General features: G+C 47.2%; 14 protein-coding genes. 4 read left to right on the top strand and 10 right to left on the bottom strand.

Translation table 11 applies throughout. The features are described from left to right. Positions 1-53: 53 nt before the first annotated feature. From AC58QM_RS12660 to AC58QM_RS12630, 7 genes are all read right to left on the bottom strand, one after another. Complete coding sequence (locus AC58QM_RS12660) at positions 54-908, bottom strand: helix-turn-helix domain-containing protein (RefSeq protein WP_497284393.1); 855 nt, start codon at positions 906-908, stop codon at positions 54-56. Between the two features lie 180 nt (positions 909-1,088). Then, complete coding sequence (locus tag AC58QM_RS12655; protein ID WP_497284391.1) at positions 1,089-2,045, bottom strand: ROK family protein; 957 nt, start codon at positions 2,043-2,045, stop codon at positions 1,089-1,091. Between the two features lie 10 nt (positions 2,046-2,055). Next, on the bottom strand, positions 2,056-2,736 hold the full coding sequence (locus AC58QM_RS12650; protein ID WP_497284389.1) for an N-acetylmannosamine-6-phosphate 2-epimerase: 681 nt from the start codon (positions 2,734-2,736) through the stop codon (positions 2,056-2,058). A gap of 17 nt (positions 2,737-2,753) precedes the next feature. Next, entirely contained in the window at positions 2,754-3,674 is a 921-nt protein-coding gene (locus AC58QM_RS12645) for a dihydrodipicolinate synthase family protein (RefSeq protein ID WP_497284387.1), read from the bottom strand. 45 nt (positions 3,675-3,719) lie between these two features. Beyond that, on the bottom strand, positions 3,720-4,550 hold the full coding sequence (locus tag AC58QM_RS12640; RefSeq protein ID WP_497284385.1) for a carbohydrate ABC transporter permease: 831 nt from the start codon (positions 4,548-4,550) through the stop codon (positions 3,720-3,722). A gap of 11 nt (positions 4,551-4,561) precedes the next feature. After that, complete coding sequence (locus AC58QM_RS12635; protein ID WP_497284383.1) at positions 4,562-5,458, bottom strand: carbohydrate ABC transporter permease; 897 nt, start codon at positions 5,456-5,458, stop codon at positions 4,562-4,564. A gap of 81 nt (positions 5,459-5,539) precedes the next feature. Next, positions 5,540-6,940, bottom strand: a complete 1,401-nt coding sequence (locus tag AC58QM_RS12630; RefSeq protein WP_497284381.1) for an ABC transporter substrate-binding protein — start codon at positions 6,938-6,940, stop codon at positions 5,540-5,542. A gap of 223 nt (positions 6,941-7,163) precedes the next feature. Here AC58QM_RS12630 and AC58QM_RS12625 point away from each other — a divergent pair, with 223 nt between their 5' ends. The 4 genes from AC58QM_RS12625 to AC58QM_RS12610 are packed head-to-tail and all read left to right on the top strand — an operon-like array spanning position 7,164 to position 11,732. Further along, entirely contained in the window at positions 7,164-8,783 is a 1,620-nt protein-coding gene (locus tag AC58QM_RS12625; RefSeq protein WP_497284379.1) for a response regulator, read from the top strand. 3 nt (positions 8,784-8,786) lie between these two features. Beyond that, the gene (locus AC58QM_RS12620) at positions 8,787-10,595 is read left to right on the top strand and encodes a cache domain-containing sensor histidine kinase (protein WP_497284377.1); all 1,809 of its coding nucleotides are present in this window, start codon (positions 8,787-8,789) and stop codon (positions 10,593-10,595) included. A 49-nt stretch (positions 10,596-10,644) separates the two neighbouring features. Beyond that, the gene (locus tag AC58QM_RS12615) at positions 10,645-11,043 is read left to right on the top strand and encodes a CidA/LrgA family protein (protein WP_497284375.1); all 399 of its coding nucleotides are present in this window, start codon (positions 10,645-10,647) and stop codon (positions 11,041-11,043) included. After that, positions 11,040-11,732 carry an LrgB family protein gene (locus tag AC58QM_RS12610; protein WP_497284373.1) on the top strand — a complete coding sequence of 231 codons (693 nt, stop codon included), beginning with the start codon at positions 11,040-11,042 and terminating at the stop codon, positions 11,730-11,732. Before AC58QM_RS12615 ends, AC58QM_RS12610 begins: the two co-directional genes overlap by 4 nt. 138 nt (positions 11,733-11,870) lie before the next feature. Here the strand turns inward: AC58QM_RS12610 and AC58QM_RS12605 are convergent, their stop codons facing one another. From AC58QM_RS12605 to AC58QM_RS12595, 3 genes are read right to left on the bottom strand one after another with little or no spacing between them, the layout of a single operon-like run. After that, positions 11,871-13,211, bottom strand: a complete 1,341-nt coding sequence (locus tag AC58QM_RS12605) for a sulfatase-like hydrolase/transferase (RefSeq protein ID WP_497284371.1) — start codon at positions 13,209-13,211, stop codon at positions 11,871-11,873. A gap of 11 nt (positions 13,212-13,222) precedes the next feature. Further along, positions 13,223-14,707 carry a sulfatase gene (locus AC58QM_RS12600; protein WP_497284369.1) on the bottom strand — a complete coding sequence of 495 codons (1,485 nt, stop codon included), beginning with the start codon at positions 14,705-14,707 and terminating at the stop codon, positions 13,223-13,225. A gap of 34 nt (positions 14,708-14,741) precedes the next feature. Then, the gene (locus AC58QM_RS12595) at positions 14,742-15,770 is read right to left on the bottom strand and encodes a glycoside hydrolase family protein (RefSeq protein WP_497284367.1); all 1,029 of its coding nucleotides are present in this window, start codon (positions 15,768-15,770) and stop codon (positions 14,742-14,744) included. Positions 15,771-15,785: the final 15 nt, after the last annotated feature.

Raw genomic sequence — 15,785 nt, 5'->3', positions numbered from 1 at the left:
AGTATACTAGAAGGGATTGTGGAAATATTGGAAAAAACGGTCCTCATGTTAGTTTATGTAACATCAAAACTGATAAAGTTGTTAAGATGAGAGGAGTGAAGCTTCATCCATGCATGTGGCGTTTCTTGATAAAACTTCTTGAACTCATTAATAAAATGAGCTTGATCATAATAATCAGCATGTTCCGAAATGGTTTCCCAAATCGCAGAGGCTTGTTGTATAGTCATTAACCCATTCAATGCGTGCTGGAATCGTGTAATTTGGCCAAACACTTTGGGGGATAAGCCGACAAAATGCTCAAATTGCTTACGAAGATAACGCTCCGAATAAGAAGTTTCGCTCGCCAGATCCTTTACACTCATATTCCCTTTGGATATGATCATTTGATTTAAAGCAAAACGTATGAGTCGTGAATCCTGCTGAATAGTTAGCACTTCACCGAGTATTTCCTGAAAGAAGCGTATCTTTTCAGTGAACGTTGCCGCTGTATAAATAGGTTCGATGCTTCTTGGACTTATTTTGATAAAGTCTAATAAGCTACAAGAGTGACTTATCAAGTCTTTCATCTCAATGTTTGATTTACCAGTCATATGAAGAGAAAGGAACCGAACACCAAAGTAGTCGGTATTTCTTTTCAGTAAAATCGTGTGTCTGGAGAGCACAGAGCCATATACTTGGATGTCAGGCTGACTAGCGTCACAGCAAAATAACATGTCCACATGACCGTCTGGAATGGCTACAAACTCTGGCGATTCGACAGCTTTGGAGCGAAATTGATAAAAAAGTGCAGGGGTATGATGAGCGTCTCCAGGTGCTTTATATTCTTGATAACCTGCGTTACACCACGCCATTTCAGGCTGTAAAGGGATATAACCTTGGGTCGATTCCTTCTCGAAAGCATTCATCATCAGCTCACCTCTCCCTATTCCGAACTTATTTAAGTCCTTATATTAAGCACCACTACAGTTAATGTCAAGATATATAACATGAACTATTATTTTAACTGACAGAACCTACCCTCTGTATCGCTTTCAGAACAACAAAAAGCCTCGCTTCACCAGCGAGACTCTTTCCTGCCATACCATCCATCATTCCCACAACTGCAACGCAGCCCCGATCATACCGCTCGAATTGCCTTGATAGGCTGGCACAATCCGAACACCTTCCCACATCGCAGGCATTACTCTACGCGATACCTCCTGCCTTAGTTCCACAAACAATCGCTCTCCCGCTTCCGAAACACCGCCGCCAATAACGATCAACGAAGGATTACACATATGAATCAAAGAAGCAATAGCTGCGCTAAGCGCCGCCAAGGTTTCATTCATCAGCTCTGTCGCCACAGGATCACCGAGCTGCCAGCGGGCAAATACTTCACGGGAGTCTACCATTTCCTCCCCTAAGCCAAGAGTGGCAAGCTTGTTGCGCATTCGCTTCGCAATGGAAGTTCCTGACGCGTACTGCTCCAAGCAGCCGATTCCGCCGCACACGCAGGGAATACCGCCAAAATCAACGGACATGTGGCCGAGCTCACCGCCTCCGCCCCATGCACCGTGAACAAGTCGCCCCTCCACAACGAGGGCGCCACCAACGCCAGTGCCAAGTGCAAGGCAAAGAAAATGTTCTACACCTTGCCCAGCTCCCACATATTTCTCCGTTAGGGCTAGCACATTCACATCGTTATCGACGATAACAGGCAGCCCATAATGAGCTTGCAGGATACTTTTGAGCGGCGTACCTGCATAGCCAGGAATCAGCTCGGATGCAGAACGAACCGTGCCCGTTTCCCATTCGATTTGGCCTGCACTCCCCACGCCAATCCCCCTCAAGCTTAGCTCAGGCTGAGCGGACGGTATTCCTTCCATTATTTTTCCAATTGCCAGCAAAATACGATCTACCGTATCCGCTTCCCCAGCCAATGTCGTTACGCTGACGGAATGGATCACTTCACCTTGCGCACTCACGAGGCCAGCATTGATTTTGGTGCCGCCAATATCAACGCCGATGGCGTAAGACGCAGAGGGATTTCCTACATACGTTTTCATAACAATCCCCCTAGACACGCTGACGCAACGCTTTGACATACCGCTCCGTAATCAACTGCGGTCGTGTGATCGCGCTCCCTACCACCACATGCGACACTCCGCATGCCATGGCTTTCACAGCTTCCTCTGGTGTCCAGATCCGGCCTTCCGCAATGACGGGTACCTTAACGCTATCACTCAGCGCACGCAGTAACGCGAAGTCAGGCCCTTCCTGCTGTGTGCTGTAAGACGTATACCCCGAAAGTGTCGTCCCAATGAAATCAACGCCGAGCGCTTCAGCTGCCAGACCTTCTTCGAAGGTAGAAATATCCGCCATAACCGCAGTGCCCATCGCCTGCGCCCAAGCAATAAGCGGCTTCACGGCTTCCAATCGCCCCTCCCGGTCCGTGACATCCAACGCCACGACGTCAGCCCCCGCCATCACAATCGCTTTTACTTCCTCCAAAGTCGGTGTAATAAACACCTCAGAGCCTGGAATCACTCTTTTTATTAGACCAATCACAGGGACATTCACTTCATTTTTTATCATCAAAATATCCGAAATCCCATTCGTCCGAATGCCAATAGCCCCGGATTGAACAGCGGCTCTCGCCATCTTCGCCATCGTGTCTCCGCCATACAGAGGTTCATCTTCCAGCGCCTGACAGGAAACGATCAGACCACTCACAGGAAAAATATCACTGCGCTTCATCCGAATCCCCCCTCTCTTTAGGCGTTCGCCTGCTCGATATAAGACAGTATTCTCGCATTCAATTGCTCAATTCGCGCATGATCTGCCTCCGTCACCACTGGCAATAACGGCATTCTCGGCTCGCCCAAATCGAAGCCACGCAATCTAAGAATCGCTTTGCATGCTCCGTACAGGGATGGGAACGATAGCAATTCAACAATCAGTTCATTGACGATGAACTGCCAACGCTGTGCTTCAGCCAAATCCCCTTGCACATAGCATCGCTCTATTTTCAGAAAAAGCTCCGGCATCACGCCATACGTCCCCCCAATTCCACCATCTGCGCCAATGCTTCTCCCTGCCAAATACTGCTCATCAGGACCATTGAGAACAAGAAAATCACGGCCTCCAGCTGCTTTAAATTGCTGCAGTTCAAACGTGCTTTCTGCGGATATTTTCACGCCGATGACTTTGTCTTGTGCCGCCATTTTAGTTAACAGCTGCTTAGATAAGTGAAAGCCGGTCGTTTGCGGAATATGATAAATAATAAAAGGCAATGACGTGCTATCGATAATCGCTTGCCAATGACTTTCCACACTTTGCGGGGATAAGCGATAATAAATGGCTGGCACCGCCGAAACGGCGTGTGCGCCAACTTCCGCAGCATGCTTTGCAAGCTCAACACTATCTCGTGTAGCTGGCGCTCCGACATGAGCAATAATCGTCAACTCATCGCCGACTTCTGCCATAACTGCAGCAAGAACAAGCTTACGTTCTTCCACAGACTGCAGCATCCCTTCGCCTGAACTGCCGCCAACATATAACCCTTTTACACCAACGCTTGCGTAGTGACGGGCGACTTCGCGCACCGCTTTCGTGTTGATTTCGCCGTGTTCATCATAGCTGGAATAGAGGGCAATGATGATGCCCCGAAATGCGTCTAAGTCATAAGTTTTCATAAGTAGATAGCCTCCGAGTGATTAATTTCATGTTGATCAAACTTGTTATCCCTTTACAGCACCCATCGTAATGCCCTGTGTAAAGGCTTTTTGGAACACGAGAAAGATCGCAATCATGGGAACAGACGCGAGTGCCGCTCCTGCCATCATAATTCCGTAATTGGTTGTAAATTCGCCCTGCATCGTCGCCACACCGAGTGGCAAGGTCATCATTGACGTGGATCTCGTCATAATTAGCTGACTGAAGTAGTCGTTCCAGGATGCAATAAAAGTAAAGATAGCTAACGCGCCTAATGCGGGTTTTAAAAGAGGTAAGATGATCGTTCCAAAGAGGCGGAATTCCGAGCAACCGTCGATCTTAGCGGCTTCAATTAATTCACCGGGGATCGTCTGTGAAAATTGTTTCATCAGGAAAACGCCGAATGGCCAACCGATTGCCGGTAGAATGAGACCATGATACGTATTGACCCATCCAAAGTCAGCTAACATCGTGAACAGCGGGACTAGAATCACTTGTTTAGGCAACGCCATGGCAGCGATGAACATCGTAAAGATGAATACACGGCCAGGGAATACCTTTTTCGCCAACACATAACCTGCAGAAGCAGAGACGAGACATATCGCGAACATTTCGAGCAAAGCGATGACAAAGCTGTTAAATGTCCAGCGCCACACGGGATTTTTGAACAAATCCGTCCAGTTCTGCAAGGTTGGCTTTAGTGGAAACCATTCAGGCGGAATCTGTGTGGCAACGGTTTGTATTTTAAAAGCACCGGTCACAATCCAGTAAAATGGAAAAATAAAAAACAACGTAGAAAGGATCAACAATAAGGTGGAAAAGCCTTTAAATGCCCTTTGACTAGCGTATGAACTCATGATGTCCCCTCCTAGTACTCAACATCGCTGCCAAAAAATTTGAATTGAATGAGTGAAATAATGCCGATTATGATGGCCAAAAAGACACCCATAGCTGATGCGCTGCCGAAATGACCAAGTACGAAAGCTTGCTCGTACACACCGTACATCACCGTTGACGTACTATAAACAGGTCCACCCGATGTAAGTAACTGGATTAAGGCAAAACACTGGAACGTATTAATCGTGGTGATCACGATGATATAAAGATTCGTCGGCATGAGCATGGGCCAAATGATTTTGATAAAAATTTGCCAAGGCGTAGCTCGGTCAATCTCTGCTGCTTCAATATATGAAGTTGGGATGTTTCCTAGGGATGCTACATACAAGATGATCGGCTGGCCGACAGAAGTTGTGATAAGCACGGCGATAATCGCTAGTAACGCTGTTCGCTGGTCACCCAGCCAAGAAACTGGATCAAGACCGATTAAACTGCCCAAATAATTGAGAATCCCGTAATTCGGATGGTAAATCCAGCCCCAAACAACCGTGATACTTACAACGGAAGAAACAGCTGGTAAATAGAAGACGCCTCGGAAGAAAGAGCGTGCAAATTCCTTTTTCTTATAGATCGATACGGCTACGAATAGTGAGAAAATGATAACGATAGGAACCGTAATGACAACAAGCAGCAAGGTGTTTCGCATCGATTTCAGAAAAGTTTCATTATGAATGAGAGACACATAATTATCGAATCCAATAAAGGAAAATGTACGCAAGGAGTAATCAAAAAAGCTAATATAAATCCCTTTTAACATCGGGTATGCAACAAATAGTAGAAAGAATCCTAGAGCAGGCAGTAAGAATAGATAGCTCATAAGCCAGTCTCGACGTATGTATCCCTTCGGTTTACGAACCGTTACCTCCATTATGCTTCCCTCCCCTTCTCATGTGAGTTTAAAAAGAGTAGAGCACTCACGCACTCTACTCCCAGAGGACGTACCTCTCGTTTATTTGGTAGCTGCTTGATCTTTTTTGGCCTTGGTGATGGCTTCGTTCGCTTTGGCAGCAAATGCGTCGAGCGCTTCTTTCCCTGTTGCTCCGCCAGTTAGTGCACGTTGCAGCTCTGGGAACCAGAAAGTACGAATTTCTGCATAACCATCAGCGATTGTTGGAGCATCGGTAATGAATTCACGCGCGATTTCTGCGTATTTGTATTCGGGATCGTTATAGAGACCAGTAACGGACGTACGAACAGAGAGTCCACCTGTTTGAATCAAGTTCTTCTTGGCGTATTCAGGATCGTTTGCAATGAAGTCGATAAGTTTTTTGGAAGCTGTAATCTTGTCGGCATTCCCATTATTGAACACCGCCATACCACCCAAATACGGCTCAAGCTTTGGCTTGGATCCGTCCATCGTAGGGAACGGCAGGAGAATATCTTCGAATTGCACCTTTTTGTTCGGTACGTTTTGCGCTTTCAGCACAGCGGAGTAGTTGAGTGTAAAGGCTAATTTCCCCTGTAGAAATAAATCGTTTACATCTGCAGCTGCAAGCGAAGCTGAGCCAGCGACACTGAGCTTATCCTTCGTCGCTTTAACTACCCAATCCAGCGCCTTAGCAGCATTGTCGGTGTTGATGGCTACTTTGGAATTATCCTCGCTTAGAAATCTTGAAACACCTAAGTTGGCAATGTATGCGCGTGTTCCTTGGTCACCTGCGGTGCTTTTGGCGAAGAAGCCAGTTGGAATAATTTCTGGCGCTTTATCCTTCACGGCTTGCAGCGCTTTCTCATATTCAGCCACTGTCCAAGTGCGATCAGGACGGCTTAGCGGAAGCAAATCAAGGGCACCGATTTTCTCGAAAACGCTCTTATTTACAGCCATCATGAACGGCGCTGTGTTGATCGGATACATGTAAATCTGATCACCAACCATGGATTGCTTCCATAGTGCTGGCGTAATATCTTTCTTCACATCTTCTGTCACGATGTCATTCAGCGGAGCGAGAAGCTTCTTCTTCCCCCAGTCAATGATACGTCCCGGAGCATCGTAGATCACATCTGGCGCCGAGTTCGAAGCGATGGCAACGTTCAGCTTTTGCGGACCACCTTCAAAGGTAATCATCTCTAGGTTAACTTTAATCTCTGGGTGTTTCTTGTTAAAAGCAGCAATGATCCCCTTCTCGTATTTCCCAACTTCCCCATCAAGCGGTTGAAAGTTCGGGAAATTCCACCACGTAATCTCGACTGGCTTCGCAGCCACTGGACTTGGTGAAGTCGTCTTACCGACCTCCGTACTCGTGGCTGTGTTCGCTGGTGTATTCGTTGATGTGTTCGTACATGCAACTAACTGTGACCCGACAAGAGCAACGCCGATCAGTGTCATAAGCCCTTTTTTCATAGCCCTCATTTGAGCACCCCCGTTATCATTTGTGGAATAAAATCGCTTTCGTTTCATTCCTTGCGCTAAGCATAAATCATATTGAAAACAAGAAGAATCCCTGTATCTTTACATTCATGGTCGTATTCTGACTTGTTCGGTTTCTAGCAAAGGACAGCCTCTTTTTCAATAATTTTAATGGTATACTTTAATAATAGAACGGTTTCAAGTCCTAACAATCTGGGGGAACTTCATGTATAAACTGCTAATTGTCGAGGATGAACCTCTGATCCGAGCTGGTTTACAGCACTATTTTGATTGGTCAGAGCTTGGTGTAACTACGATTGTTGAAGCTGATAATGGCAGGGAGGGCATGCTTACTGCGCTACGCGAGGAACCCGACCTGATCATTACCGATATTCGTATGCCAGAGATGGACGGACTTCAGATGATTGAACACATTCGAGCGGCACTCCCGGATACCCTCTTTATCATATTGACTGGATTCAATGACTTTGAATATGCTCAAAAAGCAATTCGTCTTGGCGGCGTGCATGCCTTCCTACTTAAGCCTATGGAATACGAGGAAAGCTTGTCAACCATTCAAAGCTGTATGGCAACACTTAAACAAAGACGTAACGACAAGATTCTGCGTACAGAGTTGGAACAACAGGCCAGAGAAACCAATAGCTTTAAGAACAATCAACTGGTTAAATTCCTTTTGGAAGATGAGCATGCCGCTTGGGAGGAAGGTATTTCTCTTCAGCTGCGTGACTTTGGAAGCATGGCGTTTACTTATCAACCCTTTGTCGTAACTTGGCTACCTATGGCTACCACTCCAACTTATGAAAGAAAAGCGTTTCGCCAAAAAGCCGAGCTTAACATTCAGACAGCTCTAGAAACCATGTATGGCTCAAGTATTCCCATGCACCTATTCGTATATATAGATCGAGCAAAATGCTATGCAATCGCCGTCATGGAAGATCAAAAGAACATACAGGAGATTCATAATCACTCTCTTTCAACCACCGACTCCAGCTTATTTATGGCCATTGGCAGATCAACAACGGACAGTTCCCAATTAACGCAACGGCTCCGACTAACGGATCAAGCACTGTACCAACGCTATTTTCAAACGAATCGACAGGTCCTCTTTCCGATGGAAGTAAGTGAAGTACCTGCGCGTGCCAAAGATGTACGATTGCTTCTGGATGAAGGGGATAAGAACCGTGTGATCTCTAGTCTTGAAGCTGGAAATAAAACTGATATTGAGCAGCTCATGCACCGATTTGCCCAAGATTTAATCACTCATTTGCCCCACACGTCGCTGGAACGCGGATTCGTCTTTATCCAAGAAATTATCGCTATCACCCTTCGATTCGCTCATCGAAACGGAATTCCTGTGGAAGGCGTTTACAGCGAGAAACTGCTTAAACTGACGTGTGTAGATGATTTCCGAACGCTTGAGGCGCTCTTCAGCTGGCTTGCTGCATGGATGGTGCAGGTCAGCGAAGTATATCGGAATGAGTCCACGCTATCTAATCACCCGGATGGGCTTATTTTTGAACATATTGAAGCTTATATTAAAGAGCATATTGACCAAGATATTACGTTGCAAATGGTTGCCGATCGTTTCTTCTATAACCCATCGTATTTAAGTCGTATTTTTAAAAGAAAGCTAGATAAGAATTACATGCGGTTTGTGACCGAAATTCGCATCCATTATGCACAAGAATGCTTGAAGAAGCCCGAATACTTGGTTACAGATGTATGCACGATGTGCGGGTATAAAAGCTACAAACATTTCGTCAAAACCTTCCGCAGTATCACGCATATGACCCCTACCGACTATCGAAAAAAGTGGGGGTGGTAACCTTTGAACGCATGGCGGCGGCTCTCGCAAACCTATCGGATGAAGCATGTGAATCATCAGATTTTCGTACTCATGATTGGGATTATCACGGTCCCCCTATTGATCATCTCGGTCATTATCTATTTCTTTTCGATTCAAGCTGTCAAAAATGAGTACCAAAGCTCCTCAAACCTGATTCTCACCAATCTGTCCTTCAATATTGACCAATATTTGCAAAGTATTGAAAAAGGCACGCTCAACGCGCAAATGGATGGACAGCTGCAGAACGCGTTAGCGCATTGGATCGCGGACGAGGATGAGAACAACAATGATCAATTTATTCAATACGGCAACACGATTGAGAACTTTGTCAGTTCTATTGAAATGACGATTAAAAACGTGGATAGCGTGCAAATTTATGCAGGTTCTCGTGTCTTCTACTCGGCCAACTTCAATCGTTCGGATTATGATGTGAAGGACTTCACGAAGGAGGCCTGGTACTTACAAACACAGCAAAGTAAAGGCGGTATCGTACTGTTCGGGACCCACCTTCCCTTTCATCGTGTCAATGCCAAAGATCCTGTTATTTCCATTGCGAGGGTCATTAATAAGGTCGGAAGTAAGCAGCCGCTAGGGGTTATGCTCATTGATATTCGCTTGGATTCGTTACGTGAAATTTTGACACTGTCGGAGACCAGTAAACGTAACTTCTCAATTATCGATAGCCAAGGAGCCAGCATTTACAACTCCGAAAGTACGCCGGCGACTGCAAATGTACCCACTACGTTAGATCCTCAGAAGCTTCAAACGGTTCTTCATGATGAAAATGGCAGTTTTTACGCTTATTTCGCCGGAGCCAATTCGTTCATAAACTTCGTGACCTCGCCCTATTCGGGGTGGAAGGTCATTCAATCCATCGATGAGAAAGAGATGACGAAGCAAGCGACGGTTTTGATCAAAATTATTTTGGCGTTAGCCTTCTTATCCCTAGGAACTGCCGTGCTCTTCATGTTCATTCTATCCGCGCGCGTGACAAAACCGATCATTCTTCTAAGCCGCAAGGTAAAAATGGTGGGCTTAGGTAATTTCGATGTCGATATTCGCTCAGATCGGCAAGACGAGTTCGGCGTGCTGTACCAAGGGATTCGCAAGATGTTAGAAGATCTGCAAAACTATATTGAATTTTCCTCCATGGCCAAAGCCCAACAAAAAGTCGCGCAATATGGCGCTTTGAAAAGCCAAATTAACCCGCATTTTCTTGCCAATGTCTTAGAAACGATTCAAATGAAGGCCATTATGAGCGGACAGCGCGATGTCGGTGAAATGGTTGGCATTCTTGGCCGCCTGTTCCGCATCCATATTCAAACTGGCAAGGAAACGGTTACCCTGCAAGAGGAATTGATTCACATTCGACTGTATGTGAAAATCCAACAGCTGCGTTTCGGGGAAAAAATTCAGTATCGTGAACAACTGATGGCGAATAGTGAGACGTTGCAAGTGCTGCACTTTTCCTTACAACCGCTGATCGAAAATGCCTTCGTACATGGACTGGAACGGAGTAGTCAAGCAGGACTGCTTGAGGTATCTTCCCACATTTCGGGGGATGACTTACTCATTCAGGTGAAGGATAATGGAGTTGGCATGGATGAATTGAAACTGCAACAGCTAAGAAATCGACTAGCACAACCATCAGACACACTCGATGAAACACATATTGGGATCAAAAATGTGCATGATCGCATCGTTTTCTACTTCGGTGATTCATACGGAATTGAGTTGGAAAGTCGGCCAGGCGAAGGTACAATGGTAAGCATACGAATTCCTGCACGGTAGGGGGATGGTTCATTATCAACAACTTGCGACTAACAGACAGGGGGACCTTATGCGAGGACTCGCGATATTACTTGCTTTTAACATGATAGGTATTTGGCTTCAAACCAGCTTTCACGTCCCGCTTCCAGGGAATGTTATTGGACTTATTCTCTTTACAATCGCACTCTTCACGAAGCTCATTAAACTGGAGTGGGTGGAAACGACGGCAAATTGGCTAACTGGACATATGATGCTGTTTTTTCTGCCTTTTGTTGTGGGGACAATGGCGTTCTTCCCTCTGATCGGCCAAAATTGGCTATCCATCGGGGTTGGCGTAATAGGGAGTTCAATAGCTGTCCTACTTGTTACTGGATTTATTACTTCTAAATTGCAACGGCGTGAAGATCAAGGTCAACGCATGCCAATCGGTTCCAGTGGGCAAAAGACCATCGAAGGCGGGATGAAATGACAACTTCCGCTTGGCTCATGAACCCGATCTTCGGCATTGCACTCAGTATCGCAGCCTACACGGCTGCTCAGCACATTCATCAGCGGTGGCGTTGGCTGCATCCGCTTTTTGTATGTTCTGGCTTTATCATCTGCATCCTGCTTAGCTTCCATATCCCCTATGCTGCCTACAAGGTCGGCGCCGACATGATTACCGTGCTGCTTGGCCCAGCAACTGTTGCGCTAGGTGTACCGCTGTATAAGCATGCGGGATTGATCAAAAAGCATATCACCAGCATCATGCTCGCGGTGACGATTGGTTCGCTAACCGGCATCCTTGGTGCCGCTACGCTGGTAGGTCTGCTCGGCGGAAGCCGCGAAATTCTCCTCAGCATGCTGCCGAAGTCGGTGAGCTCGCCGATCGCCTTGGAAATATCGCGCCATCTCGGCGGCTTGCCGGAGTTAACAGCAGTGCTCACCGTGCTCACCGGATTGTTCGGGAGCATGATTGGCCGCAAGCTGCTGTCATGGCTCGGTATCCGAGACGCGCTATCGATCGGCATCGCCGTCGGAACTGCGGCACACGGCATTGGTACCGCACGGCTCCTCAAGGATTCCGAGGAGGAAGGCAGTATGAGCGGCTTCGCTATGGGGGCCGCTGGGATCATGACGTCGATTTTGTTTATTCCGGTGTATTGGTGGTTTAGTTAGTCTAGCATAAAGCCCCCAGCATGAAGCGTTTGCTTCAGGTTGAGGGCTTTTTTGATTTCTGTTTGGGGCAGGCAGAGGTGCAGCTTCTTACCTGTAAAACGTACATCTATTTTCTACGATTACACCTTAAAACTCGTTTTAACTGGAGAAAATCCATCTATTTATCAACCGCTCCCGCAACCACGCAAGCTCCGGACTCGCCACTTCTTCACAATGACCAATAATGGCGGCTGTCAACTCCTCCACCTGCTCACGATACGCCTCATGACCGAATACATTGTTCTTCTGCAGCGGATCATTCACACGATCGAACAAAATATGATCGCCTTCTTTAACATAAACAAGCTCATATCGTTTCGTAAAAATACCGATTTTCTCTTGCGTATTATGATAAATGAACACTTCATCCTTCCATGCTGGATCCTCTCCACGCAAGAACGGTGACGCATCTCTTCCTTGCTCTTGACCGCTCGCTGCCACGCCCATTAATCCAGCCATCGTTTGCTGGAAATCGACGACACTTACCAACTTATCCACATGCACCCCTTGTGGAATACTTGCAGGCCAACGCATCAGCATAGGTACACGATAAGCGGTCTCGTACAGGTTATTTTTATGGACAAGTCCATGCTCCCCCATGTATTCACCATGGTCCGACGTAAACACCACAATCGTGTTCTCGGTTAGCCCGCGTTCTTCCAATGTCTGCAGCAGCTTCCCCACATTGTCGTCGATACACTTCACTTCACCGCAATATTGCACTTTCGCCGCTCTTAGCATGCCCTCGTTCCAATTGCCTCTCACATCCACCTTGCCGCCGCCAATGCCAGCAGGGCGAACACTGTTGTGGAACGTCTCCGGCACTTCCATTGCATTCAAATCATACATCGTGTCATACGGGGCTCTCACCGAATATGGGGTATGCGGATCTGGTATGCTGAGCATGAGATAGAAAGGACGCTCTCTCTCCTCTTCAATAAAAGCAATCGCTTTATCCGTCAGCCAATCCGTCGTATACGTCTTCGCATCGCCAATATCAATACTATGAAGCGGCTGTCCCCCAGGAACATCAATCAGACTCTTCCAATGCCCTCGATTAAACATATAACGAGTATCTGCAAAACCCATCGCATCCTCCGGCTCCATCCAACCAGGACGAGGCGTACCGTCCAAATGCCATTTCCCAACATAGCCTGTGTCATACCCTTCCTCTGTCAAAAGCTGCGCTAACGTGATTTCGTCCCGGCCGAGACGCAAATCATTCGCATATGCACCATTCGCATGTGGATATCGACCCGTTACAAAACAGCCCCGCGAAGGTGTACATAACGCAGAATTAGTGAAAAATTGGTGAAACACGGCCCCATCCTTTCCAATGGAATCCGTATAAGGCGTCTCAATTTCACGCCCGCCATAGATGCCTAACGTCCAACAGCTTTGCTGATCGGTTTGAATCACGAGCAAATTCGGCTTCGTCATCGCCAGACCTCCTATATATCCTCTTCATTTGGTAAGCCAAGTCGTTCGAATTGCTCCTCTGGCGCTTGTATTTCCTTCATGGCCTTCACCATCAAGTGCATCATCTTCTCTTCGAGCTCGGGATCACGAATGGGATTCTGCTGAAGATAATCGTGCTCAATATCAAAGAGAAGGGTTTCCCGTGTAAGCGGAGCATGACCTAACTCCGGCCCGCTGCCCTTCACCCTGAACTTGAACACAGGATAGTTCGTGTGAGCGAGAAACCTGCCCACTTCGACCTCACTCATGTCCGTTCGCCTGACAAAACTGCGGAATGCCGTGGGCATCGCTGTATACAGATTGCAAGGTTGATTCTCCTTACTCGCTGCAGTCCGCATATACGTGTAGGTGCCGTCCGTCACATTGACGTCCATTCCAAAATAGCCGTACAAGGCAGCTTCCCGAATCTGTTCTGTTCGATGATCTAACAACGTCAACAGGGATTGACCGCGAACCTCGGGAGGAATCGCTATGTCGAAATGCTCTAGCAGCGTAGGCATCATATCGATATTTTGCGTTAGCGCATCGATTCGCTCTCCAGCCCTCGCACCGCCAGGCAGATGGATCATCAATGGCAAATGAGCCAATTCGTTATAGACACTCATGACATTTTTGCCTAGATGATTGTGCTCTCCTAGCAGAAAACCATGATCCGTCGTCAAGATGATCAAGGTGTCTTCCCACATCCCATAGGCATCTATTTTATCCAGTAACTTGCCGAACCAATGATCCACCATCGTTAAGGAAGCCGCATACCGCTTTCGCAGGTGCTCACTAGCTTCAGGAGACTCCGGATTCATGCCATAATATGGCCAATTATATCGGGGACCCTCATACGTATCGTCGTAAAGCGCGAGATATTCATCAGGACAATCAAAGGGCTCATGTGGATCAAACGGTTCTACCATGAGAAAAAAGTCATCCCCCGCATGGTTATGATCCAACCACTCACAAGCTGCTTGCATGGTTCTCGGCGTTGAATACGCCTCTTCACTAGTTAGCTTCTCACGATTGCGCTCGAATTGTGGATGAACACGTCCGAGATACGACTCTGGATATTCAGGTGGTTCTACTCGCGAGACCCACGGATCGAACTCCTGTCCCCGATGGAAGTCCCAAGTCGTAAACTTTTGACAGTAGTTCTCACCCCCGGTCGCGAAATAATGATAATGATCTGTCACCATATGGGAAAAGATCCCATGCTGAGCGAATTGCTCCTGTAACGTCACATCGAATGGCTCTAGACCTCCCCATCCTCGTTCCAGAAAACTCAATCTGCCCGTAAACAAATCGCGTCTTGCTGGCATACAAGGAAGTGATCCCGACCAATGATTGGTAAATACAGCACTTTTCTCGGCAAAACGTTCAATATTCGGCGTCTTCACCCACGTCTCTGGATTGTACGCGATTAGGGAATGGCGATTTAAGGTATCCATCATGACAAGTATTGCTCTCATTTAACTCCTCCTTAGCCAAAGCGAATCCAAAGTACTACTTCAACGGTATGGCGATTGTCCATGTGTGATCAGCAGGATTGGCGGTATCGTAGACACCTCCACGATTTGCAGCAGCTGCATAGAAATGCGTAGGCACACCATTTTGAATCAGCAGCTGAGGTCTTTCTAAGGAGCCTAACTCCGTGATCGTCCCATCGTCCCAGCGTATCGTACGAGAATACGCCAGCGGTGTGCGAGAAACCGACCAATGAGTACCATCCTGCGAGGTCGCGTGAATCCCAGCATGCTTTTCCCCGCAAATGCCGCCTTCCATATCTTTCATAATTAACTCATACGCATTGTCATGAAACCACAAATACGGGTCTTCAATATGATCCTCATGTCCATTAAAGGTAAAAATCGGTTCCTCCCGTAAGCGTTCATAAGGCTGATCGTAGCGTTCCGCCTTCGCAATCCCCAAGCGCAGTCGATCCATCTGATTCGCTGTTGATTTATAAGCCAGCTGAACTTGCCCGTTAGGCAGTATGCAAGCAGCCGGGTTCGTCGTCATCAACCCATCCCAACACCCAGGTCGTGGCTCAAGAATAGGCGCATCGGGTCGCTCCCATGGCCCATATACACTTGACGCAACAGCCAATCCAATGCGCTGATTACGTCTAGCTTCTGCAGTCTTCGTGTTTCCCCATACCTCATGGTGAGAGCCATTGGGCCGCTCCCCTTCATACGTCGTTCCTGTGTAGTACAAGAGGAACTTACCGTTGTAGGCATGGATCGTTGGATTATGCGTCATCATGCCGTCCCAGAAGGAAGCTCCCCTCGCAGGGAGCACAACTTCCTCGAAGTAAAACGGACCTTCCGGTGTATCGGATACGGCTCTCACAATTTCTGAGTTCGTTACCCAGTAGGGCCAAAAGCTTACTTCCTTCGACCATCTCGAAGCAAACATATGATACCTGCCATCCTCATCTTGGATGACTGAGCCGCACCAAATCCAGTACCCTTCCATTGCGAAGCCACCACCTACTGGGGCCGGCAACAGCTTATGAATAAATGATTCGCTCATCCCGCTTCGTCCTCT

The sequence above is a fragment of the Paenibacillus sp. J22P165 genome (assembly GCF_059692015.1).
The sequence above is the reverse complement of the archived record's forward strand: the minus strand, read 5'-3'. Positions and strand labels throughout refer to the sequence as shown.

Coding starts and splice junctions, on each gene's coding strand:
- AC58QM_RS12625 (WP_497284379.1), top strand. CDS start 7,164: ATGTATAAACTGCTAATTGTCGAGGATGAACCTCTGATCCGAGCTGGT.
- AC58QM_RS12655 (WP_497284391.1), bottom strand. CDS start 2,045: ATGAAAACGTATGTAGGAAATCCCTCTGCGTCTTACGCCATCGGCGTT.
- AC58QM_RS12600 (WP_497284369.1), bottom strand. CDS start 14,707: ATGAGAGCAATACTTGTCATGATGGATACCTTAAATCGCCATTCCCTA.
- AC58QM_RS12615 (WP_497284375.1), top strand. CDS start 10,645: ATGCGAGGACTCGCGATATTACTTGCTTTTAACATGATAGGTATTTGG.
- AC58QM_RS12650 (WP_497284389.1), bottom strand. CDS start 2,736: ATGAAGCGCAGTGATATTTTTCCTGTGAGTGGTCTGATCGTTTCCTGT.
- AC58QM_RS12660 (WP_497284393.1), bottom strand. CDS start 908: ATGATGAATGCTTTCGAGAAGGAATCGACCCAAGGTTATATCCCTTTA.
- AC58QM_RS12640 (WP_497284385.1), bottom strand. CDS start 4,550: ATGAGTTCATACGCTAGTCAAAGGGCATTTAAAGGCTTTTCCACCTTA.
- AC58QM_RS12645 (WP_497284387.1), bottom strand. CDS start 3,674: ATGAAAACTTATGACTTAGACGCATTTCGGGGCATCATCATTGCCCTC.
- AC58QM_RS12630 (WP_497284381.1), bottom strand. CDS start 6,940: ATGAGGGCTATGAAAAAAGGGCTTATGACACTGATCGGCGTTGCTCTT.
- AC58QM_RS12595 (WP_497284367.1), bottom strand. CDS start 15,770: ATGAGCGAATCATTTATTCATAAGCTGTTGCCGGCCCCAGTAGGTGGT.
- AC58QM_RS12635 (WP_497284383.1), bottom strand. CDS start 5,458: ATGGAGGTAACGGTTCGTAAACCGAAGGGATACATACGTCGAGACTGG.
- AC58QM_RS12605 (WP_497284371.1), bottom strand. CDS start 13,211: ATGACGAAGCCGAATTTGCTCGTGATTCAAACCGATCAGCAAAGCTGT.
- AC58QM_RS12610 (WP_497284373.1), top strand. CDS start 11,040: ATGACAACTTCCGCTTGGCTCATGAACCCGATCTTCGGCATTGCACTC.